The sequence below is a fragment of the Methylobacterium sp. GXS13 genome (assembly GCF_001455965.1).
Taxonomy (GTDB): domain Bacteria; phylum Pseudomonadota; class Alphaproteobacteria; order Rhizobiales; family Beijerinckiaceae; genus Methylobacterium.
On record NZ_LKKO01000069.1, the window covers coordinates 102463 to 123835 of the forward strand.

The following is a 21373-nucleotide window of genomic DNA, read 5'->3' on the forward strand; positions in this document are numbered from 1 at the left end:
TTGGTACGCAACCTGCTTGCTCGCGATCGACCGGGGCGGCGACACCATCATGCGCCTCAGTCAGCTGTGATGATTGCGCAGCGTGCCCCTCGGTCAACGGCGATCGGCGGCCGCGTGCGAGGGAGAGGTTCGCATGTCCTATCTGGCGCCCGCCGATTTCGTGAAGAAGGCCGTCGATGCCGGTGAATCGAAGGTCTTCATGGCCACCAAAGACACCTTTATCCGGGCCTACATGGCAGGCGCGATCCTGGCGCTCGCGGCAGCTTTTGCGGTGACCATCAATCAGACCACGGGCCAACCGCTCGTCGGGGCGCTGCTGTTCCCGGTCGGCTTCTCCATGCTGTACCTGCTCGGCTACGACCTGTTCACGGGCGTCTGCGTCCTCACGCCACTCGCCCTCATCGACAAGCGCCCGGGTGTCACCGTGGCCGGCATCGCCCGCAATTGGACTCTCGTGTTCTTCGGGAATTTCGCCGGCGCCCTTACCACGGCGTTGATGATGGCGATCGTCTTCACGTTCGGCTTCGCAACTGAGCCGAATGCCGTCGGCAAAGCGATTGCCGGCATCGGCGAGGCGCGTACCCTCGGCTACGAGAAGTACGGCGCGGCCGGCATGCTGACGCTCTTCGTGCGCGCCATGATGTGCAACTGGATGGTCTCCACCGGTGTCATCGGCGCAATGCTGTCGACCTCGGTCCCCGGCAAGGTGATCGCCATGTGGATGCCGATCACGGTGTTCTTCTTTATGACCTTCGAGCACTCGGTCGTGAACATGTTCCTGTTCCCGTCGGCGATCCTGATGGGCGGCCACCTGACCGTCATGGATTACCTTTTGTGGAACGAGATCCCGACGCTGCTCGGTAACATCGTCGGCGGCCTCGCCTTCACCGGCCTGATGCTCTACTCGACCCACGTCCGGACGGGCGAGAAGCGTTCGGCCCCGGTTGGTGTCGACGCGCGTCGCCCGATGGCGGCCGAGTGAGGTTTGGCGGCCCGCGCCCCGGCGCGGGCCTTTCGTAGGCGGTGTGATCTCGATGAGTGCGACCCGCACCGTCTCTGTCATCATCACGGGACGCGTTCAGGGCGTCTCCTACCGAGCCTGGACACAGGCCGAAGCGCGTGTGCGGGGCTTGTCCGGCTTCGTCCGCAATCAGGACGATGGTTCCGTCGAGGCCCTATTCAGCGGGCCGGCGGAGGTCGTCGATCAGATGGTCGCGCTGTGCCGGTCCGGCCCCCCAAGCGCGCGGGTTTCCGACATCAGCGTGCGCGAGGGCGGCGACCCGCCGGATACGAGCCAGTTCGAGGTCCTGCGACGTTGAGGGGGCGCAAGTCGGCGCGACGGGTTCTGCGGCACGGGCGGGACTGGTATGGCCTCGGGCCGCTTCCGGTTCCGAATGCTGGCGCCACGAATCCATGACCGACCTGACTGCAGGCAGCGCAGCTTTCTCGCCCCTGGATCTTGGAGCGCTGGCGTATTTTATCGTTGCCTGGGTCGCGTATGGCCTATCGGTCGGCCGCCTGCGCGGCCGCATGATCTCGCTGAGCCAGATCATGAATGTTCACCGGTCGAACTGGGCTCGGCAAATCATCGGCCGCGAGAACCGGGTGGTCGACACGCAGATCAACGCCTCACTCCAGAACGGCACCGCCTTCTTCGCATCCACTTCGCTGATCGCGCTGGGCTCGGTGCTGACTCTGTCGCGTTCCGGCGACGACGTCCTCAACCTGTTCGCGACGCTGCCGTTCGGTACGGTGGCGAACCGCACCACCTGGGAATTGAAGGTTGCCGGCCTCGCTGTGGTGTTCGTCTACGCCTTTTTCAAATTCGCCTGGGCGTATCGGCTGTTCAATTACGCGGCGATCTTGCTCGGTGCAGTGCCTCCGAAAGGCTCGGATGTCAGCGACATCGAGATGATGCGGGCGGTCCGCCGACTTGCGGCGATGAATGTCAGCGCCGGCCGGCATTTCGCCCGGGGACAGCGCGCCTTCTTTTTCGCGCTCGCTTATCTAGGCTGGTTTGTGAGCCCGTATGTGCTCATCGCCTCGACAAGTGCCGTCGTCGTCATCATGTGGCGTCGACAGTTTGCCTCGGAAATCCGCAAGGCGCTGCTGGAGGCCGGTGAGGGCCCGCATGAGGGACCGCTGCTGGCTCCCGCCGAGGAAGCACGGACATGATTACGACCAGGGCGGACGAAGCGGCGATCGAGGAGACCCTGCTTGGCCTCGTGGCCGAGCGCGGGGCTGGCAAGACGATCTGCCCCTCCGAAGTCGCCCGCGCGCTGGGCGGCCCGCATCCAGACGGGTGGGGGCCGCTGATGCAGCCGGTGCGGCGGGTCGCGGTGCGGCTGGCGCATGCCGGCCAGGTTGCGATCCTGCGAAAAGGCAAGCCTGTCGATCCGAACGATTTTCGCGGTATCTATCGGCTGGCGTTGCCGGGCGCCGCCACTGGCTCGGGCCCCGGCAGCCAATCCGACGTGTAGCCGGCGAGCCGGTAGGCCGCGAGGCCAATCCACTCCTTCACCGCGAGATCGAGTTGAAGGAGACCGTCGGAGGCAAAACCGTGGAAGCGTGCGATGTCGCCCCAGCCGCGGGTTCGGTAATCGACCGGGAACGCGTCGACGGTGAAGCCGGCCTCCCGGAAACAGCCGATCGCCCGGGGCATGTGCCAGGCCGAGGTGATCAGCAGCCAGCGCTCGCCCGGCTTCGGTAGGACCAACGCAGCCGTAAAGGCGGCGTTCTCTCGCGTATTGCGTGATCGGTTCTCGAGGATCATCCGGGTCCGAGGCAGGCCGAGAACATCAGCGTGGCGACTGACGATATCGGCTTCTGCGATGCCACCGCCGACGAAGCCGCTCCCGCCTGAGAAGACCAGCCGGGCCGCCGGGAAGCGCCGCGCCAAATCGGCGAGGTAGATCGGCCGTTCGCCGGCATCGTTGACGATGACCTGATCGCGCGTTTCGGACAATCCGGCCTCGATGCCGCCGCCGAGCACGATGATGCCCGCCGGAGCCGGCCCGTCATCCGGGTAGGCCGGGAAGCGCTGCTCCAGCGGCAGCAGGGCAATCTCCGACAGGGGCGCCAAACCGCCAAGGACAAGTCCAAGCACGCCGAAACCGGCGAGACCGAGGCCGGTCCGGCGCAAGCGCGTCAACGCCAGCAGAAAGAGCCCAGCGAAAATCGAGAATATGAAGGCGTTCGATGGGGTGATCAGGAAATAGACCACCTTCGAGAGCGGGAAAAACACGACCGTGTCTCAGGTCGGTTTCGTCTCGGCTTCAAACCGGGACAGGGCAGCGGCGTCCGGGGGCAGCAGGGTAGCAAGGCTCCCGCCCTTCTCCACTTCACGCTGGATCCAAAGGTCTAGGCGCTGCTGCTCGACGGCTTCCAGGGCAACCCGCTCGGCGATATCTGCCGGCAGCGCAACGATGCCGCTGGAACCGCAGACCATGATATCACCCGGATAAATCGCGGCACCGCCGCAGGAGACCGGCTCCTGTGAGCCGACGAGCGATAGGGTGTCACTTCCGCCCACCGGAGCGGACCAGACCGGCAGGCCGACGGTATCCGGCACCGCGGCGTCGGTGACGAGACCGGCCACGCCGCGCTGGGCGAGCCGCGCCGCGACGATCGCCCCGAAGGGCAGGGCGAGGCTGGAACCGGCCGCATCGATCACCAGGACCGCGCCCTCCGGAACCGCATCGATCGCGGCGGCCAGATCGCCGGCGGCGTCGTTGCGGGCCGGAATCATCCGCACCGTATAAGCAGGTCCGATAGCACTGCCGCCGCGGCCGGATAGACCATGCGGGCTGTACGCTTTCACGCCGGCCCGCGTCAGCGCCCGGGCCAGACTCGCCGGGGTCACGGCAGAGAGCGCGTCGCGCAAGGTCGGGTCGATCGCCATCAGAGGCTCCGTGGAAGGCCGGCGCCGGACGGATCGGCGAATTTGCAGAAGGTGGATCGCATGGGCGCGCCGACAAGGCCGCGCTTGCGGCTTCGCCCCGAAAGGCTGCCACTTGGCACGACGACGCGCATGAACTCAGGAAATCGGCTCGCCGAGGGCCCGAGCCGCCCCGGGCCGGACGGCGATCCTTTCGTACCAGCGGCGCAAGGCCGGGCGCTCGATGCGGTCGGCCGGCAGGTTGAGCCAGCGATGCGCCGCGCAGCCGAGGGCGATGTCGGCGATGCTGAAGCCAGCGCCGACCGCATAATCGCGATCGGCCAGATGCGCGTCCAGAATGGCGGCGAAGGCTTCTGTGCGCTTTACCGAGGCCGCGATCACGGCTCGGTCCGGATCCGGTGACCGGTAGAGCTGCCAGAACGCGTCGCGCATGGCGGGCGTGAAGGTGGTGGCCTGCCAGTCCAGCCATTGCTGGACAAGGGCGCATGTCCGCGGGTCGGCGGGCAGCGCGAGGGCCGGTGAAATCGCCGCGACGTAGCGCAGGATGGCATTGGATTCCCAGAGGATGAACCCGTCTTCCTCGAGCGTCGGGACGAGCCCGTTCGGGTTCATGGCGCGGTAGGCGGGATCATCGACGACGCCGTGGGCACCGCCGGCATCGACCCGCTCATAGGCGAGCCCAGCCTCATCCAGCGCCCATGCCGCCTTCTGCACGTTGACCGAGGTGAGCCGGCCCCAGAGCTTGCGCATCGTCACGACATCTCTCCGCTACGCGTTCGGCGGGTAGGCGTGCTCGCACCCGGACGGGTCGGTCACCCGCGTCTCGCCATCCGAGTCGGCCAGGTAACCGGGTCCGACCGGCACTTTGCCGTGGCCGCCCGGGATGTCGAGCACATAGGTCGGCTGAGCCAGGCCGGAGAGACGGCCGCGCAGGGCGCGCATCAGGTCCTGTCCCTCGGTCAGGCTGGTCCGCAGGTGACCGGTGCCCGGGGCGAGGTCACCGTGATGCAGGTAATAGGGTTTGATCCGGTTCTCCACGAAGGCCCGCATCAGCGCTTCCAGAGTTTTGGCGTCGTCGTTGACCCCACGCAGGAGCACCGACTGGCTGACCATCGGGATCCCGGCATCGACCAACCGGGCGCAGGCGGCGCCGGCCTTTGGCGTTAGCTCGCGCGGGTGGTTGGCATGGAGGGCAACGAAGACCGCCCGGCCGAACTGCTTGAGCGCGCTGACCAAATCGGCGTCGACGAGATCCGGTTTCACCACCGGCACGCGGGTGTGGATCCGCATCACCCGCACGTGCTCGATCGAAGACAGCCGCTCGGCGATCACGCCGAGGCGCCGGGCCGAGAGCGCGAACGGGTCGCCGCCGGTGAGCACCACCTCCCAGATCCGCGGATCCTGCGCGATGTAGGCCAGGGCGCCGTCGAGCTCGGTTTCGGTGAGCGAGCCCAGGCCGTCCGGCCCGACCATCTCCCGGCGGAAGCAGAACCGGCAATAGACCGGGCAGATATGCAGTGGCTTCAGCAGCACCCGGTCGGGGTAGCGATGGACGATGCCCACCACCGGAGCGTGTGCCTCGTCGCCGATCGGGTCTGCCCGCTCCTCCGGGGCAACCACATTTTCCGCAACCTGCGGTATGAACTGACGGGCAATCGGATCGCCCGGATCGTGGATGTCGATCAGCGCGGCCATGTCCGGCGTGACCGAGACGGCGTAGCGTTCCAGCACAGCGCGCAGCCCATCCGCCTCAGGTCCGGACAGCAGGCCGGCGTCGGTGAGGTTGGCGGCGCTGCGCAGGGTGCGGTTCACGACAGCGTCTCCGCCACGGGGGTCCAGATCACGTCGTCGATCCGGTTCGCGCCGCAGGCCAGCATGGCCAGGCGGTCGAAGCCGAGGGCGATCCCCGAAGCGTCGGGCATCACCGCCAGAGCGGCGAAGAAATCCTCGTCGATCGGGTAGGTCTCTTCGTAGATCTGCAGCTTTTCCGCCATCTCCCCTTCGAAGCGCCTGCGAAGGGAAACCGGATCGGTCAATTCGCCGAAGGCATTGGCGAGTTCGACCCCGCACGCATAAAGTTCGAACCGTTCCGCCACCCGCGGATCCTCCGGGGCCGGCCGGGCGAGCGCCGCTTCGCTGATCGGGTACGCGCACAGGATCGTCGGGCGTCCGATGCCGAGATGGGGCTCGATCCGGGCCACCAGCACCCGGGAAAACAGATCGGCCCAGGTGTCATCGGACGCGACCCGCAGGCCCGCTTCGGACACCGCACCGGCGAGGCCATCGCGATCGGTCTCACCGCTTGAGGACACCGTTGCCAAAAGATCGATGCCGGCAAAGCGCGTGAAGGCCTCGGCGAGGGTGAGGCGCTCCGGCTCGGCGAACGGGTCGGTCTCCCGGCCTCGGTAGGCGAAGCGGCGGCCGGCGGCGGCCTCGGCGGCGAGCGCGAGCAGGTCGGCGCAATCGGCCATCAGGTCGGTGTAGGGTACCCCGGCGCGGTACCACTCCAGCATGGTGAATTCGGGATGGTGCAGCGGTCCGCGCTCGCGATTGCGGAACACCCGGGCGACGCTGAGCAGCCGGGTCTCGCCGGCCGCCAGGAGCTTCTTGCAGGCAAATTCCGGCGAGGTGTGCAGGTAGAGCGGCGTCCGCGCCCCGCTGGCGCCGATCGCCTCGGTGGCGAAGGCCGAGAGATGCGCCTCGTTGCCGGGCGAGACCTGCAGGCAGGCGGTCTCGGCCTCCACGAAATCGCGCGCGGCGAACCAGGCCCGGAAGGCGGCCAGGATCCGGTTGCGCATCAGGAGCCGCGGGCGCCGGTCGGCGTGGCGATCGGGCGACCACCAGGGGGAGGGGGCGCCACTCACAGCCCGGCCCCCGCCGGAATCCCGCGTCCGCGGACGCGGGGGCAAGCCGCGTGATCGGCGAGCGAATGGGCAGACATCATACTCGGTCGCCTGCGGGCAGAGCGCCCACGCGCCGCGGTTGCGCCCCGCCGGCTGGCAACGGCGTCGCAGATGCGATAGTGGCGGGGCCTGAGATCCAGTGCACGCGCTTGGCGTGTGCCGACCCGCCTTGTCAATGCAGGACGTAATTCCGTGAAGGTGATCGCCTCAACGCTCCGTAAGGGCAACGTCGTCGAAAAGGACGGCAAGCTCTACGTGATCCTGTTCGCCGAGAACATCCACCCCGGCAAGGGCACCCCGGTAACCCAGCTCGACATGCGGCGCATCACGGATGGCGTGAAGGTGTCCGAGCGGTACCGCACCACCGAGCAGGTCGAGCGCGCCTTCGTCGAGGATCGCGAGCACACCTTCCTGTACAGCGACGCGGAAGGGTTCCACTTCATGAACCCGGAGAGCTACGAGCAGGTCGCCGTGCCGGCCGACGCCGTCGGCGACGCCGCCCCCTACCTTCAGGAGGGCATGGCGGTGATGCTGGCGAGCCACAACGACGTGCCGCTGACCATCGAGCTGCCCCAGCGGGTCACCCTGGAGGTCGCCGAGACCGAGCCGGTGCTCAAGGGACAGACCGCCTCCTCGTCCTACAAGCCGGCCACGCTCTCGAACGGCGTGCGCACCACCGTGCCGCCGCACATCGCGGCCGGCACCCGGGTCGTGGTGATGACGGCGGACGGCGCCTACGTCGAGCGCGCCAAGGACTGATCGGGTTTGGGGGTTCTCGCCCCGGGACGACAGTCGCGCGGGCGGGACCCCTCTAGCCGACCTCTACCCCTCATCCTGCGTTGGCGGCGCGCAGCGACGCCCACGAAGGAGGGCTCCGGGGATCGCGAGCAAACCAAAGGCCTCTTGCGAGGCTTGCTGTGCGCGCACCTCAGAATGGGGTGATCGGTTCTGGTGCCGCAGGTCCCGTCGCCGCTATCGAACCCGCTGCCTCACCGTGGCGCGCGAGATGCGGCCTCGATCGCCCCGTAGCACCCCTGAGACAAAGCCTGTGCCCGCAGCCGCTCCGGCGCGCTGAACGGCCGTCCATCCTCTCGGAACAGATCCTCCTTGAGCAGTGCCTCGGAGGTGCAGCGGGCGGCGATCCGGCAGAGCGGAAGCTCGCCGCCGGTGCGGGTGCAGATCCGCACGTAATCGGCCCGGAACGCCCGCAACCCGGCATGCGGGTTCGGCCCCGTCAGGGTGACCAGCCCGGTGAGCAGTCCCAACAGGACCGGCTGGTGGACGAGATACACGACGAGGCTGTGGCGCCCCGCGAAGGTCGCCGCGCGGCCGGCCGCCGAGCTCGGCGCCCAGGCGCCGAGGCTTGACCGTCTGAGCCGGGGCAGGCCGAGCCGCCCGAGGACGATCCCCGTGAGGACGAACCCGAACCACGGGAACAGCGGAACATAATCGTTGGTCCGCGGCGTCCCGGTACCGAGGCCGAGAAAAAACAGGATCGGTGCGTCGAGCACCGGCGCATGGAGCCACAGCGGCGCGGCGAAGATTGCGGCGGCGGCCAGCATCGTCACGGGCAGCGGCAGGAACAGGAACGGCAGGCCGAGCACGCTGGCGACGGCGATGCAGTGTAGGATCCCGAAGAACACGTAAGCGTCCGGGAAGGCCAGCCAGGTTCCGGCCGTGACCAGCAGCGCCGCCCCGCCGATCCGGGCGAGCCGCGTCAGGGTCGGCCGAACGCGAACGCCATGCCCATTCATCAGCACCAGCCCGACCCCGACGAGGGTCAGGAAGGTGCCGGCGATCGCCTCGGCTGCCCGGTGGCCGGCCGGCGTCAGGGCGTAATTCTCGGCCGTCAGACGCAGATATCCGAGGTCCCAGAGCGTATGGTAGCTCGCCATCGCCAGGAGCGCGGCCGCCCGCACGGCATCGATGATCGGCAGCCGGCGTTGCCCGGAAGCCGGGGCGGGGCGGGACTGCTCGGGGCGGTTCGCGTCGGTCGACATGCGACGGCGTCAAACCATGCCGGCGCCCCCGGCGCCACCGCAGCGAGGCTTCGCGACCGTCTTCGGGGTGCCGGGCCGATGACCCTCTCGAAAACGTGAAGCCCGCTGCTTGCCGCTCGCGAAAACCTGACTCGACGGCGTGCCGGAAGAGATCCAGACGACGCGATCGGCGTGAAAACGCCTTTCCCCGGTCCGGCCTGCGACCGATCGACTGTTGCGGGGCTGCCTCCCCCGGGCAAGATTGCAACTCGGCAAGGCTCCTATGCCGGTCATATGGGCTTTCCGGGAATCAGGACTTCGTTAATCTTGCTGTGTGAGCGCGCGGCGTGATTCGGTGTAGGTTGCTCGGCCATGTCTGACGAACGCGGATCCGGGCCGGAAACCCCCAATCGGATTGAGGAAGCCCGGGGTGCCGAGACGGCGCAGGACGAGCCGCTCGACCTTGTCGAGGTCTCCGGTCGGATCAAGTGGTTCGACGTGTCGAAGGGCTTCGGCTTCATCGTGCCCGATGACGGCGCCCCCGATATTCTGCTGCACGTCACCTGCCTGCGCCGCGACGGCTTCCAGGCGGCCAGCGAGGGCGCGCGCATCGTCGTGGAGGCGGTGGAGCGTCCGCGCGGGTGGCAGGCGTTCCGGGTGGTCTCCCTCGACCAGTCGGCGGCCTTGCATCCCTCCGAGATGCCGATGCCGCGGACCCATGTCTCGGTCACGCCGACCAGCGGGCTGGAGACGGCTGTGGTGAAGTGGTTCAACCGGCTGCGCGGCTTCGGCTTCCTCACCCGCGGTGACGGCACGCCCGACATCTTCGTGCACATGGAGACCCTGCGCCGCTACGGCATCGCCGAGCTGAAGCCCGGCGAGGCGGTGCTGGTGCGCTATGGCGACGGCTCCAAGGGCGTGATGGCGGCCGAGATCCGCCTGATCGACGGCACGCTCCCGACCTCGCACTGACGCCACGACCCGGACGCGTTATTGGACAGCGCCCTGTGCGCGTTTCCTGAAGAGGCATGAGCCCGTGAAATCTCTGTTCCGCGTCGCTCAGGCGGCGGCCATCGCCGGCCTGGTCCTGACCGCGCCCGCGGCCTTCCTGCCCGTCTCCGCCCAGAATCCGGCGCGCGAGCGTGCCGCCAAGACAGAGCCGCTCACCATCGTGAGCAAGACGGGCCCGAAGCGGTTCGCCGTCGAGGTGATGCGGGACGATGCCGGCCGATCCCGGGGCCTGATGTTCCGCCGGCACATGGCCGCCGATCACGGCATGCTGTTCGATTTCGAGCGCACCGAGCCGGTGACCATGTGGATGAAGAACACCTATCTGCCGCTCGACATGCTGTTCATCCGCCCGGACGGCGTCGTCAGCCGGATCGCGGCCGACACCGAGCCGCTCTCCACCGCGATCATCCCGTCGGGCAGCCCGGTCTCGGCGGTGCTGGAACTCAATGCCGGCACGGCGGCCAAGCTCGGGATCCAGGCGGGCGACACGATCGAGCACCCCTTGTTCAAGGCGCGCTGATCCGAATCGGATTTTTGCGAACGCAGCGGGAACAATCGCCTTGACCGCTGCGATGTTCCGCGCCAATGTTCCGGCATTGTTCCGGTGCGTCGGAATGCCGGCACAGCGCGGAGGACCCGATGAGCGATGTGGCCGATGCCGAACTGTTCGGCAACGACGATTGGTCGGTGAGCGCGGACGGGCTTGAGCACCGCGGCACCGGCTATTTCATCAGCCGGGGGGCCCTGTCGGCGCGGCGCGCCGAGGGCCTCTGGGACTGGCCGCTGCAGATGGCGGAAAAGAGCTGGTGCCGTCCGAGCCTGTTCCGCGACGCGTTCCTGAATGCCCTGCAGCTTTTCGGGATCGCCCGCGATGCCGGCCTGACCCGCTCCTTCGCCCTGGGCTACGGCATCCGGGCGGTTGAAGCGCCGGTCGCGGAGACGTTCGTCACCCTGGCCGATGTGCTCAAGCCCCGCGCCGTCCCCGAGACGGTCCGCGTCGCCGTCCCGCGCCCGGCACGGGCGCTCGCTGCGGCCGGCGCCTGAGGCGTCCGGTCATTTGACCGCGCCTGTCTTCGCCGGATAGCCCTCTTCGCGAGATTGCGGGAGAGATGATCATGGCGAATGCTGATAATGCCGGGCTCGACGGCCTGATCACGTCACCGCTTTCGCGGCGCGGCTTCGTGATGACCAGCCTGATCAGCGGCCTGACCGTCGCGACCACGCGCGTCGAGGCGCAGGTGATCCACACCGATGCGTCCGGGATCGAGGCCGGGGAGGTCAAGATCCCCGCCGCCGACGGTCCGATGCCGGCCTACCGGGCTGTGCCGGAAGGCGCAGGTCCGTTCCCGATCGTGCTGGTGATCGAGGAGATCTTCGGGGTCCACGAGTACATCAAGGACATCTGCCGGCGGCTCGCCAAGGCCGGCTACTGCGCGGTCGCGCCCGAGCTCTACGCGCGGCAGGGCGATCTCTCGACCATGACCGATCCCAAGGTCATCATCCGGGACGTCATCTCCAAGACACCCGACGCCCAGTGGATCGGCGACCTCGACGCCACCGCCGCCTGGGCGGCTTCGGCCGCGAAGGGCGATTCCGGCCGGCTCGGCGTGATGGGCTGGTGCCGGGGCGGGCGGGACGCGTGGCTCTACGCGGCGCATCGTCGCGACCTGAAGGCGGCCGTGGCCTGGTACGGGCCGCTCGGCGGCGAGCGGAGCGACATCCAGCCCCGCACCGCCGGGGATGTGGCGGGTGAGATCCACGCGCCCCTGCTCGCCCTCTATGGGGGCGCCGATGCCGGCATCTCGCCAGCGACCGTCGAAGAGGCCCGGGACAAGGCGAAGGAAGCCGGCAAGAGCGTCGAACTGGTGATCTACCCCGAGGCGCCGCATGGTTTCCACGCGGATTACCGGCCGAGCTATCGCAAGGACGCGGCCGAGGACGGCTGGAACCGGGCACTTGCCTTCCTGAAAGCCCACGGCGTCGGCTGAACCGAGGGGTTTCCCGGGTCTTGGTCGGATGTTCCTCGGTCGCTGTGCTTCCCGGGACACGGCCACAACTTGCTGAATATGCCAGGGTCGCGGGAGGATCTGTGCCTGCGCGGGTCCGGCCGACCGCGGCGATCGGGCTGTTGAACCGATCGTCGCGACCGCCGTTCAGCCCCTGTAGAGTGTCCCGGCCCATGAGCGACTCGGTACAGCCCGGACAGAAGCCCGTCATCCTCGTCGTGGAGGACCAACCCGACGAGCGCTTCCTCGCGGCCACGCTGCTGGAGGATACCGGCTTCACCGTGATCGAGGCCGAGGCCGCCGACCGGGCGCTGGCGATCCTCAACGACCGGGCCGACGAGGTCAGCGTCGTCTTCTCCGATGTGCGCACGCCCGGGCCGATCGGCGGCTTCGAGCTGGCCCGGATCATCGGCGTGACCTGGCCGCGGGTGCGGGTGCTGCTCACTTCCGGCGATGCCGGCGACCAGCCGAGCGATCTGCGCATGTCGGCGACGTTCATTCCGAAGCCCTGGCGGGCCGAGGATATCCTGGCCTGGGTGGAGCAGGCCGCCGGGCGGCCATCGGGCGCGACCGGGCCTGCGGTGATCGGTCCGGGTGGTCAATTAATTACACCGGGCGTGGAAACCTGAGGCCAACTCCGGGTTGTACGCCACTCTCGGAGCGCGCCGCGCCCCGTCCCGTGTCACGCCGTCGGCCCCGACAACATCATGCGCATCGTCGCCATCAACCATGCCGAGTCGCTCTGGCGCCGTCCCTGGGACGACACGCCCGACACGCAGGTCGTCGATACGCTGAGCGACGAGCTGCGGGCCCATTACGGCCCGGCGGCCGACGAGGTCCCGGCCGAGATCCTGGCGCTGGCCCTGCGCCTCGACGGGATGGATTCCGAACGGGTCTTCGCCGCCTGACGCCGCCCCTGAGTCGCCAAGGCGGGGGAATCTGCTATTCAGCGGGCTCTGACCTGCCGGCGCATCGCGTCTCTCAGTCGAGCCCCTCATGCGTCTCACCGTTCTTCGCGGATCGCTTGCCGTTGGCCTGATCCTGGCGCTCGCCGGATTCCAGACCGCGCAGGCCGCCGCGCCCCCGCCGCAGCCCGCGGATGGCCCCGGCGGCGTCGGTGACCGCAAGGCCACGATCGTGAAGCGCCTGGTCGGCCGCGGGACGGGCAGCCTGTTCGCATTCCATGCGGCCGGCGCGGCGCCGGAAGCCGGCCGGCCCGTGGCCGTGTTCCTGCACGGGTGGGGCGTGGTCAATCCGCAGAGCTACGGCGGCTGGATCGACCACCTGACCCGCCAGGGCTGGCTCGTGCTCTACCCCCGTTTCCAGGACGTGAACCGGACGCGTCCGGCCGACGCCCCTGGCATCGCCGAGACTCTGGTCAAGGCCGCGCTCGCCGACCTTGCCTCCGATGCCGACGCCAAGCCCGATCTCGGCCGTGTGGCGCTGATCGGGCATCTGGCGGGCGCGCCCATCGCCTTCGACATGGCCGCCGACGCCAAGCAGCAGGGCCTGCCGGTGCCGAAGCTGATCTTCGCCGCGGCGCCGGGCGGCATTGCCAGCGGGCCGAAATCCCGCGGCATCGCGCTGACCGAGCTGTCCGGGATCGACCCGTCGACGCTGCTGATCGCCATGGTCGGGGACAAGGACACGCGCGCGGCCGACCTCGCGGCCAAGCGCCTGCTGCGCGAGGCCAGCGCCGTGCCGATCGAGCGCAAGCTGTTCGTGCGCGCCCTCTCGGACGATCACGGTTTCCCGGCCCTGACCGCGACGCTCGCGGCCCCGGCCGGCCTCGACAGCGCCTATGATGGCGGGGCGATCAAGCCGGGACCGGAGCCGAAGGACGCGGCCAAGGACGCTCCGAAGCCGCCGCCGTTCCGCTGGTCCGCCGACATGGCGCTCACTGGCGAGCAGCAGACGCTGGTGTCCCAGATCAATATCGCCCGGGTCGATGCGCTGGATTACCTCGGCTTCTGGAAGACGTTCGACATCGCCGCCGCGGCAGCCTTCGCCGGCTCGGACGCGAACGCCATGAAGGGCAACCCCCGGCTCGCCGACATGGAGCGCTGGAGCGACGGCTGGCCGGTCAAGCGGCTCGCCGTCGAGACACCGCGCCTGGCGCCCCCCGTCCAGGCCGCCCAGCCCGCTGTGGCCGCCCGCAAGCGCTGATCGCCCCGCGCGGCGGGCTTCCCCTTGGCGCAGCGCTTGCTAGTCTCCCTGTGTTCGACACGGGGGATGATGCCATGCCCGAGTTCGTCGCCAGCCTGCTCGCCGCAGCGGCCTTCTGCCTGACCCTGCTCGCGCTGAATGCGCTGACGCGCCTGCTGATCCAGGCACATGGGGCGCCGCCGGATCTGGGTGAATCCGGCTTCCTGCAGATCGGCGGCGCCCTGGTGGCCGCCCGGGTGGCCTACCGCCGGGCGCCGCATCGGCAGATGGACTGAGCGTCAGCGCAGAAAATCCCCAAAGGCCCGCGGGCCGTTGCCGGTGGGGATGGTCTTCAGCACCGTGAGCGAGCGTGCGTCGAGGACGCTGAGCGTGTTGTCGCCCCAGTTGGCGACGTAGAGCTGGCCGTCCGCATCGGCCGCGATCCCCTCCGGATGGTCGCCGACATCGATATCGGCGATCGGCTTGAGGGTCGCGAGGTCGAAGGCCGTGACGCTCCCGGCATATTGGTCGGTGACGAAGCCGCGTCCCGCCGACAGAGCGATCACGTAGGGCCGCCGTCCAGTGGGGATCCGGCTGATCTCGCGGCCTGCGGCGAGGTCGATCACCGAGACATCGTCGCTCGTGACGTTCGCCGTGTAGGCGCGCCCGGCGGCGGCGTCGAGGGTGATGCCGAACGGGTGCTGGCCGACCGGGATTGTCTTCGTTTCCGTGCGGGCCTTGGCATCGACCACAGAGACCGTGTCAGCCTCCCGGTTGGCGACGTAGAGGGTCGCCCCGTCGGGGGAGACGGCGATGCCGGAGGGCGAGGCGCCGACTGCGATCTCGCCGTCGGGAACCAGCGTGCCATCGCGCTCGGTCAGCACGAACAGCCGGTGGCCGTACCAATCCGCCACGTAGACCGTGCCACCCTTGGGATCGGCAGCGACGCCGAGCGGTCCGCCCGGCAGTGGTACCTCCGCCACGACACGCCCGGCATCGAGGTCGAGTACGGCCAGGCCGTGCCCCTCGGGCCGCGTGACGTAGGCCCGCTTGCGGTCCGGCGACAGGGCGATGCCGGCCGGCGCGCCGTCCACCGGGATGCTGCGCAGAACCTTGCCGGCGGCGAGATCGACCACCTCGACCACGCCGCCGAGCTGGGCCGTCACGATCGCTTCCCGCGCCGGTTCGGCGCGGGCGAGCGTGGCGGCGAGGACGAGGCCGGCGGCGAGTGCCGTCCGACCTCTGCCCACGTGAAGACGCAGGTTTGTGCCGCAGAACCGCGGGGCCATGCGGCGCAACCTGCGCGGGCTCACGAGCCCTTCTCGACCTTGGCCTTCAGGTTGGCGAGGCTCGCCTTGATCCAGTCGCCGACGCCCTTCTCGGAGGCTTCGTCGTTCAGCTCGGGCGGCGGATCGTTGTTCATGTAGCCGCGGTAGAACGCCGCCTTCCATTCGACCTTGGACTTGGCATCGCCCGCCGGCTCGACCGTGATCGAAGCGGAATAGTCGTTGGCCGGCAGGTCCTTCACGTCGACCTTGTCGATATAGTAGGAGAACAGCTTCTCGTCCGGCTTGAATTTGTTGCTGGTCTCCTGGATCTGATCGCCGTTCTTGAGCGTCAGGGTCCGCTTGAACTTGTTCGGGACGTCGCCGGTCACCTCGGTCTTGGTGACGTTCTGGATCCAGTCGGCATTCTTCACATCGCCGATGACGGCCCAGACCTTATCGGCCGGCGCGTTGATCTCGATCGACTCGGAAATCTTGCGCCGGGTCGGGCCGTGGGCCTGCGCGGTCGCCGCCACCAGGGCAGCCGTGGCCGCCAGGGCCAGGGTTATTTTCTTCATCGTGTCCTGCTCCTCCCGCCTCCAGGGCGCATTCCGGTGATGGGGATACCGGTTCCGCGCCGCAGAGCGTGTCACAAGTAAGTGTCAGATCCGCATCCGACGGAACGGATACGGATCTAGCGGTCGTCCCGATCGAGGATGCGCGCCTCGGGGCCGAGGGCCGCCGCGACCTTGTCCTCGATCCAGCCCCAGGCTTCGCGCTCGCGCGGGCCCGCGGTCTTGGCGATGGCGATGGCGAGGTAGGCCATCTCCGTCAACACCTTGTCCGGCTCAAGCATGTGGAGCCGGGTCGAAAGGATCGCCGCCTCCAGCACCGCGGCCTGGGCGCGATTGTAGCCGATGAACGGCGCGTGGGCGGCGGAATGGACCATGCGGCCGCGGAAGCGCGGCCTCGTCTCGTGATCGTCCACGGACGCGACCTCGAACTCCGCGTGGCCGAAACTGTCGGCGAGCCGCCGGCCGGGAATGGCCGCGCACGCCACGGTCGGCCATTCGCGCCGCCCCGTCACTGCGCCGGCGATCACCCGGATGTCCCGCGGGCTCGACGCCGCGAAGCACGGGTTGGCCTCGAGATTGGCGATGGTCGGCGAGGGCCGGAACGGCGCCAGCACGTAGCCGTCCGCCTCGCCGATCAGCCCGAAGGGGACGAGGTGCAGCTCGCCGGACGGCGCGAGCGTGGTGACGATCGTCTCAAGGATCAGCGGCATGGCTCAGGCCCTGTCCACCGGCACGAGCCGGCCGCAGACCAGCTTGGTCGCTGGCTGAGCGGGCTCGGGCATAACGTCGACCCGCGCCTCGGAATCCGAAATCGTCTCGGGCGCGTCGGCATCCGCCTCGGGCTTCACCAGCCGGGCGTCGCGGGTGCCGGGCGGCGGCGCATCGGGGCCGGAATGGCGGGTGTGCCCGGCCTTCTTGAAGGCCGTGGAATCCTCGACCTCGGCGTCGGCCGCGCAGCCCCAGTCGAGGGGCTCGTCCTGGACATAGCGCTTGCCGAGCCGCCAGGCGGTCTCGGCCTTGGCGAGCTCGGCCCCGAGATAGAAGGCGTGGGCGCCGTCGCTCGCCACGTCGAGATCGGGGAAGAAGGCCATCGCGTCGGTGCCGACCCTGTGGACGTCGCGGTTGTAGACATGGATCCCGTCCTCGGCGACGGCGATCCGGTAATTCGGGTCGCGGACCTCGGCGGCGGCCTGGGCGACTTCCGCGGCGGTCTGCACGAACGGGCGCTTGTCGTGAAGGGCGAGCAGCGCCCGGCCGTAACCCTTGGGCAGAGCGGAATCGGCCTTCGCCGCGTACATTACCCGCCGGGCGGCGTCGTGCTCCTCGACGGTGCGGCGCGTGTGGTTGGAGACCTGGACGATCAGCACATTGCCGATCGACAATTCCGAGCACATCCCGACCAGAAGGGCGGTGACGCCCAGCGAATCCGCCTCGGTCAGCTCCGTCAGGTTGCCGGTGCCCATCATCATCTGGATGTCGGGCCAGCGGGCGCGGGTGTCGCGGTAGCGGCTGATCGAATCGACGAAGCCGTGGTGGATCGGCTCCAGGATCGGATCCGCCAGGAACGGACGCCCGGCCTTCAGCATCCGCTCGATCGCCCGGTCGAGGGAGGGCAGGTCGTCCGGGCGCAGGGGCACCAGGATCGGTACGGCATCGGTCTCGAAGGCCAGATCCAGCGTGTCGACGTTCAGGCTGAGCAGGTAGTCGGCCCCGGCGCGGGCGCCCCGGGCCAGCTCGTCCTGGGAGAAGGAATCGACGCTGACCTTCAGGCCGGCGCCCTTCAGGGCCACCACCGACTCTTCCAGGTGCGGGAAGGTCGTGTCCGGCAGGCCGCCGAGATCGATCACGTCGGCGCCGCGGCGGGCGAGGTCGAGGCCCTTGGCCAGGATCTCGTCGGGGGTCATCTTCGAGGCGTCGACGATCTCGGAGAAGATCCGCAGGTCGTGCTTCGACAGATCGACCTTGCGGCCGGCAAGCCCCAGCCAGGCCGGCAGGTCGACCACCTCGTCGGGCCCACGCTCCACCGGCAGGTGGAAATGCTCGGCCAGGCGTCCGGTATCGGCCCGGCAGCGGCCGGGCAGGACGATCCGGGTCGCGCCCGCGGGCATCTCGACCCGGCGGCGGATGATCTCCTCGGTCATCAGCGCGGCGACCTTCACGCCGGCATCCGCGATGCTCCAGTGGATCGTCGCCGGCAGGCCGGCCGCGACCTTTTCGAGCCGCGCCCGGGCGAGGCGGCCGGTGACGAAGACGATGTGCTCGGGGGCGCTCACGCCGCCACCCGCTGCTGCTGCAGCGTGACGCGGCGGGTCGGCCCCCAGATCGCGATCGGGCCGCCGTAGCGTTGCGCGAAGGTTGGGAAGGCCGCATCCACCAGCTCGCGCCGGGCCAGGGCGTCGGGGGTTTCTTCCGATGCGGCGTCGGCCGACTTCACCAGCACGCAGCGGCGGGCGCGCAGGCGCGCGGCGAGCCAGAGCGCCAGGCTGTCGGAGGTGACGTCCCAGCTTTCGGGAATCTCGGGCTGGCCGGCGCGAAGACTCGCCGGGTCCCAGACGCTGGCCGTGGCCGTATCGGCCCAAGGCTCGACGCTGCGGACGAGCCGTGGCTCCAAGTCGCAAAAAAATGCGGCCATGCGGCCCATGGCGTCGAGGGCGCGGCGGTGGGCCTCCGCATCGTCGAAGCCGTCGCGGATCTGGGCGGCACGCACGGCTTCCGCGAAGGCGCCGCCGCCCGGCACGACGATGCAGCGCCCGTGGACACCCTGCGCCACCTCGGCGAGCAGGGCGCGCAGCCGTGCCCGGTCGGATTCCAGGCTGCCACCGATCTTGAGGATCGTCGTCACGCGGCATCCCGATGGTGAGGCCGCAAGGCGCGCACGGCTTCGGCGACCCGCAGGGGATCGATGCCGTTGCGCCGGTCGAAATCGCGGCACAGGCCGCCGCGGAAGCCGAAATAGTCCGGGCGATGGGGGCTCAACACCGGGATATCGGTGATCCGGAGCGAGCCGGCGAGCCCGCACATGAGCCCGTGGGTCCGGCACGCGGCCGTGAAGGCAGCCAGCGTATCCGGCTCGGCGAGATCGGTCAGCCGGGCGCCGGTCTTGCCGGCGGTGTCGATCATCACCCCCGCGAAACCCGCCCGCGCCAAAGCCGGGACCAGATCGGCCGCCGGTCCGTCCTCGGCGAACAGGACGGCGATCAAGCGGCCGGGGGCCGCCGCAACGAGGGAGGCAAGCGCGGCCGGATCGCGCCGCTGGCGGAGATCGAGCCCGGTCTTCACCCAGTCGATCCCGGTCGCCACCATCGCGGTGACGGATTCGGGCGTCGGGTCGGCCACCGCGCTCGTCACCGCGGCGCCCGCGACCCGCGCGACGATCGCCGCCACCAGCTGGGCTTCGAGGGCACCGAGCGCGCCGCGCTCCGGATCCTTGGCGTCGATCAGGTCGGCCCCGGCGAGCTGGGCGGCCTCGGCCTCGGCCGGATCGCGGACGCTGACGAGGAGGCGGGGCAGGGGGCCGGGCGGAACAGGGAACGCGGACACGGATCTCTCGAAGATGTGCGGCACGCAATCACGACTTGCCGGGCAGCGGCTCGGCGAGCAGGCGGTTCTTCACGACCCAGCGCATGGCATGCGCCCAGGTGTCGTCGGTATCGGCCCGGATCGTCACCTGGCCGCCGCGCACCATCTTGCCGGTCTCGGCCTCGGCGATGGTGACGTTCAGGTTGAAGATCTGGCCGGATCCCTTCTCCACATAGCCGGTCACGACGAGATCCGCACCCAGGCTCTTGCCGATGTCGGCCGCGCAGCCGTTGCACTTGTACAGCGGCCCTTCCTTGGCGACCACGTCGGCCTTCGGGGCGGTGTCGACGATCTCCAGCCCGGCCTGATTGTGCAGGGCGTTGCGCAATTCGTCGGTCACCAGCGCGAGCTTCTTCGTGTCCAGCGGCCGGACCCGGGTGCCGTAGGTGGCGCCTGGGTCGAACAGCTCGACGGGGAAGACAGCCGCCTTCTCGGCGGCCATGGCCGGGCCGGCGAGGAGACAGGCGGTCACCGCGCAGGTGAACAGGTGGCGCATCCTCGGGGCTCCCGCACGATGGTTGATGCCGTCTCGACCGGCACATTCGATCCTCTATAGCTCGGGCGAGGGGACAAATTGGCAATGTACATCGCCGCGCCGTTGGCTCACGACGCGAACGTGAACGCCCGACGGAGAAGCCGCGGTTGAGCGGCCGGATCGGAAGCTGCTAGAGGCCGCGCCTATGCACGATCCTGCACATGCCCCGGCCCAGCGCCCCCCCAAGCCTGCGCGATATCGGACCGGACTTCGTGTGGCCCTTGCGGCCGGCGCGCTGCTCGCGCCCATCGCCGCATCCGCGCAGCAACCTGCGCCGCAGCCGATCGACACCCATATCGGGCTGATCTACCGCCCCCAGCCGGCGCCATCCTCCTACGATGCCGAGGCTGCTCCGGAGGACGAGGGTCTGGCCGGTGCCAAGATGGCCATCGCCGACAACAACACCACCGGCCGCTTCACCAAGCAGACCTTCGCCCTGGACGCGGTCGCCCTCAGCGACGAGAAGCCCGACGCCGTGGCGGCCGCCAGGGAGCTGGTGGCCAAGGGCGTGAACTACCTTGTGCTCGCCCTGCCGGCCGACGCGGTGCTGGCGGTGGCCGATGCCGTGAAGGACAGCGGCGCGGTGGTGCTCAACGCCGGCGCCCCGGACGACCGCCTGCGCGGCGCCGATTGCCGGACCAACGTGTTCCACATCCTGCCGTCCCGGGCGATGCTCACCGACGCCATCGCGCAGTATCTGACGGTGATGCGCTGGCGAAAGATCTTTCTGATCACGGGCCCGACCGAGGCCGACAAGGCCTATGCCGAGGCGTTGCGCAACTCGGCCCGCAAGTTCGCCCTGAAGATCACCGCGGAAAAGCCCTGGACCTTCGGCCCTCTGGCCAAGGCGCGGGGCGATACCCCGACCCGGGCCGAGGCGATGGTCTTCACCCGGGGCCTCGACTACGACATGGCGATCGTGGCCGACGAGGAGGGCGACTGGGGCGATTACGTCTCCTACCGCACCGTCGATCCGCGGCCCGTGGGCGGCACCCAGGCGCTGACCTCGACCACGTGGTCGCCGGTGCTGGAGACCTGGGGCGCCGCGCAGGCGCAGAACCGCTTCCGGCGCCTCGCCTCCCGGTTGATGCGCCCGCTCGACTACCAGGCCTGGGCGGCGGTCCGGACGGTGGGCGAGGCCGTCACCGCCAAGAAGACGTCCGATCCCGCCGTGCTCGCCCCGTACCTGGTCGATCCGGCCTTCAGCCTGCCGGCCTACAAGGGCGTGTCCCTGAGCTTCCGCCCCTGGGATCACCAGCTGCGCCAGCCGGTGATCGTGGTGCAGCCCAAGGCCCTGGTCTCGGTGGCCCCCGAGCAGGGCTTCCTGCACCAGCGCACGCCCCTCGATACGCTGGGCGTCGACCTGCCGGAGACCACCTGCAAGTTCAAATGACCGGGTCTGCCTGGGCCCATCACGGCCGGCCCAGCTCCGCGGTGGACGTGCGCCGGGCGCTCGCTTGACGGTCGTCCGGCCCGG

The 21373-nt window shown here is 69.3% G+C and carries 27 protein-coding genes; 14 read left to right on the forward strand and 13 right to left on the reverse strand.

The annotated features are described in order from the left end of the window. Positions 1 to 133: 133 nt before the first annotated feature. From AO398_RS22735 to AO398_RS22750, 4 genes are all read left to right on the forward strand, one after another. Positions 134 to 982: a formate/nitrite transporter family protein gene (locus AO398_RS22735; protein WP_058194444.1), complete on the forward strand. Its 849-nt coding sequence runs from the start codon at positions 134 to 136 to the stop codon at positions 980 to 982. A 52-nt stretch (positions 983 to 1034) separates the two neighbouring features. Continuing rightward, the gene (locus tag AO398_RS22740) at positions 1035 to 1319 is read left to right on the forward strand and encodes an acylphosphatase (RefSeq protein ID WP_058194445.1); all 285 of its coding nucleotides are present in this window, start codon (positions 1035 to 1037) and stop codon (positions 1317 to 1319) included. A gap of 94 nt (positions 1320 to 1413) precedes the next feature. Beyond that, the gene (locus AO398_RS22745) at positions 1414 to 2175 is read left to right on the forward strand and encodes a DUF599 family protein (RefSeq protein ID WP_058194446.1); all 762 of its coding nucleotides are present in this window, start codon (positions 1414 to 1416) and stop codon (positions 2173 to 2175) included. Further along, positions 2172 to 2480: a DUF3253 domain-containing protein gene (locus AO398_RS22750; protein ID WP_058194447.1), complete on the forward strand. Its 309-nt coding sequence runs from the start codon at positions 2172 to 2174 to the stop codon at positions 2478 to 2480. Before AO398_RS22745 ends, AO398_RS22750 begins: the two co-directional genes overlap by 4 nt. On the opposite strand, the gene AO398_RS22755 is transcribed toward AO398_RS22750, so the two are convergent. The 5 genes from AO398_RS22755 to epmA form a co-directional block, all read right to left on the reverse strand. After that, entirely contained in the window at positions 2417 to 3244 is an 828-nt protein-coding gene (locus AO398_RS22755; protein ID WP_058194448.1) for a YdcF family protein, read from the reverse strand. The genes AO398_RS22750 and AO398_RS22755 overlap by 64 nt on opposite strands. Before the next feature lie 9 nt (positions 3245 to 3253). Beyond that, positions 3254 to 3883, reverse strand: a complete 630-nt coding sequence (locus AO398_RS22760; RefSeq protein ID WP_244498863.1) for a dimethylmenaquinone methyltransferase — start codon at positions 3881 to 3883, stop codon at positions 3254 to 3256. A 153-nt stretch (positions 3884 to 4036) separates the two neighbouring features. Then, positions 4037 to 4648 carry a glutathione S-transferase family protein gene (locus AO398_RS22765; RefSeq protein ID WP_058194450.1) on the reverse strand — a complete coding sequence of 204 codons (612 nt, stop codon included), beginning with the start codon at positions 4646 to 4648 and terminating at the stop codon, positions 4037 to 4039. Between the two features lie 18 nt (positions 4649 to 4666). Continuing rightward, the gene (locus tag AO398_RS22770) at positions 4667 to 5710 is read right to left on the reverse strand and encodes a lysine-2,3-aminomutase-like protein (RefSeq protein WP_058194451.1); all 1044 of its coding nucleotides are present in this window, start codon (positions 5708 to 5710) and stop codon (positions 4667 to 4669) included. Next, complete coding sequence (epmA, locus tag AO398_RS22775) at positions 5707 to 6762, reverse strand: EF-P lysine aminoacylase EpmA (protein ID WP_058194452.1); 1056 nt, start codon at positions 6760 to 6762, stop codon at positions 5707 to 5709. Before epmA ends, AO398_RS22770 begins: the two co-directional genes overlap by 4 nt. Before the next feature lie 231 nt (positions 6763 to 6993). On the opposite strand from epmA, the gene efp reads away from it, so the two are divergent. Further along, positions 6994 to 7560 carry an elongation factor P gene (gene efp / locus AO398_RS22780; protein WP_058194453.1) on the forward strand — a complete coding sequence of 189 codons (567 nt, stop codon included), beginning with the start codon at positions 6994 to 6996 and terminating at the stop codon, positions 7558 to 7560. Between the two features lie 230 nt (positions 7561 to 7790). Here the strand turns inward: efp and AO398_RS22785 are convergent, their stop codons facing one another. Then, a complete protein-coding gene (locus AO398_RS22785; RefSeq protein ID WP_058194454.1) occupies positions 7791 to 8801 on the reverse strand; it encodes a heparan-alpha-glucosaminide N-acetyltransferase in 1011 nt (336 codons plus the stop codon). A gap of 351 nt (positions 8802 to 9152) precedes the next feature. On the opposite strand from AO398_RS22785, the gene AO398_RS22790 reads away from it, so the two are divergent. From AO398_RS22790 to AO398_RS22825, 8 genes are all read left to right on the forward strand, one after another. Then, positions 9153 to 9752: a cold-shock protein gene (locus AO398_RS22790; protein ID WP_058194455.1), complete on the forward strand. Its 600-nt coding sequence runs from the start codon at positions 9153 to 9155 to the stop codon at positions 9750 to 9752. 64 nt (positions 9753 to 9816) lie between these two features. Then, positions 9817 to 10311 (forward strand): DUF192 domain-containing protein, encoded by a 495-nt coding sequence (locus AO398_RS29135; protein ID WP_058194456.1) that lies wholly within the window; start codon positions 9817 to 9819, stop codon positions 10309 to 10311. A gap of 119 nt (positions 10312 to 10430) precedes the next feature. Continuing rightward, complete coding sequence (locus tag AO398_RS22800; RefSeq protein ID WP_058194457.1) at positions 10431 to 10835, forward strand: hypothetical protein; 405 nt, start codon at positions 10431 to 10433, stop codon at positions 10833 to 10835. A gap of 71 nt (positions 10836 to 10906) precedes the next feature. Further along, complete coding sequence (locus AO398_RS22805; RefSeq protein WP_058194520.1) at positions 10907 to 11779, forward strand: dienelactone hydrolase family protein; 873 nt, start codon at positions 10907 to 10909, stop codon at positions 11777 to 11779. A 191-nt stretch (positions 11780 to 11970) separates the two neighbouring features. After that, on the forward strand, positions 11971 to 12426 hold the full coding sequence (locus AO398_RS22810; protein WP_058194458.1) for a response regulator: 456 nt from the start codon (positions 11971 to 11973) through the stop codon (positions 12424 to 12426). Positions 12427 to 12504: 78 nt separating this feature from the next. Next, entirely contained in the window at positions 12505 to 12705 is a 201-nt protein-coding gene (locus tag AO398_RS22815; RefSeq protein WP_058194459.1) for a hypothetical protein, read from the forward strand. 88 nt (positions 12706 to 12793) lie between these two features. After that, complete coding sequence (locus tag AO398_RS22820; RefSeq protein WP_058194460.1) at positions 12794 to 13963, forward strand: hypothetical protein; 1170 nt, start codon at positions 12794 to 12796, stop codon at positions 13961 to 13963. A 74-nt stretch (positions 13964 to 14037) separates the two neighbouring features. Beyond that, on the forward strand, positions 14038 to 14238 hold the full coding sequence (locus AO398_RS22825; protein ID WP_058194461.1) for a hypothetical protein: 201 nt from the start codon (positions 14038 to 14040) through the stop codon (positions 14236 to 14238). A 3-nt stretch (positions 14239 to 14241) separates the two neighbouring features. Here the strand turns inward: AO398_RS22825 and AO398_RS22830 are convergent, their stop codons facing one another. The 7 genes from AO398_RS22830 to AO398_RS22860 all read right to left on the reverse strand — a co-directional run bounded on the left by AO398_RS22830 (position 14242) and on the right by AO398_RS22860 (position 19857). Then, entirely contained in the window at positions 14242 to 15231 is a 990-nt protein-coding gene (locus AO398_RS22830; protein WP_058194462.1) for a YncE family protein, read from the reverse strand. A gap of 20 nt (positions 15232 to 15251) precedes the next feature. Continuing rightward, positions 15252 to 15785: an SRPBCC family protein gene (locus AO398_RS22835; RefSeq protein ID WP_058194463.1), complete on the reverse strand. Its 534-nt coding sequence runs from the start codon at positions 15783 to 15785 to the stop codon at positions 15252 to 15254. A 116-nt stretch (positions 15786 to 15901) separates the two neighbouring features. Then, positions 15902 to 16492 (reverse strand): DUF447 domain-containing protein, encoded by a 591-nt coding sequence (locus AO398_RS22840; RefSeq protein WP_058194464.1) that lies wholly within the window; start codon positions 16490 to 16492, stop codon positions 15902 to 15904. Between the two features lie 3 nt (positions 16493 to 16495). After that, complete coding sequence (locus AO398_RS22845; RefSeq protein WP_058194465.1) at positions 16496 to 18055, reverse strand: DUF6513 domain-containing protein; 1560 nt, start codon at positions 18053 to 18055, stop codon at positions 16496 to 16498. Next, complete coding sequence (locus AO398_RS22850; protein WP_058194466.1) at positions 18052 to 18624, reverse strand: uridylate kinase; 573 nt, start codon at positions 18622 to 18624, stop codon at positions 18052 to 18054. Before AO398_RS22850 ends, AO398_RS22845 begins: the two co-directional genes overlap by 4 nt. Next, positions 18621 to 19322: a (5-formylfuran-3-yl)methyl phosphate synthase gene (locus tag AO398_RS22855; RefSeq protein ID WP_058194521.1), complete on the reverse strand. Its 702-nt coding sequence runs from the start codon at positions 19320 to 19322 to the stop codon at positions 18621 to 18623. The genes AO398_RS22850 and AO398_RS22855 overlap by 4 nt, the downstream gene beginning before the upstream one ends. Positions 19323 to 19350: 28 nt before the next feature. Further along, complete coding sequence (locus AO398_RS22860; RefSeq protein WP_058194467.1) at positions 19351 to 19857, reverse strand: DUF3280 domain-containing protein; 507 nt, start codon at positions 19855 to 19857, stop codon at positions 19351 to 19353. A gap of 253 nt (positions 19858 to 20110) precedes the next feature. Here AO398_RS22860 and AO398_RS22865 point away from each other — a divergent pair, with 253 nt between their 5' ends. Beyond that, the gene (locus tag AO398_RS22865; RefSeq protein WP_152997615.1) at positions 20111 to 21289 is read left to right on the forward strand and encodes an ABC transporter substrate-binding protein; all 1179 of its coding nucleotides are present in this window, start codon (positions 20111 to 20113) and stop codon (positions 21287 to 21289) included. Positions 21290 to 21373: the final 84 nt, after the last annotated feature.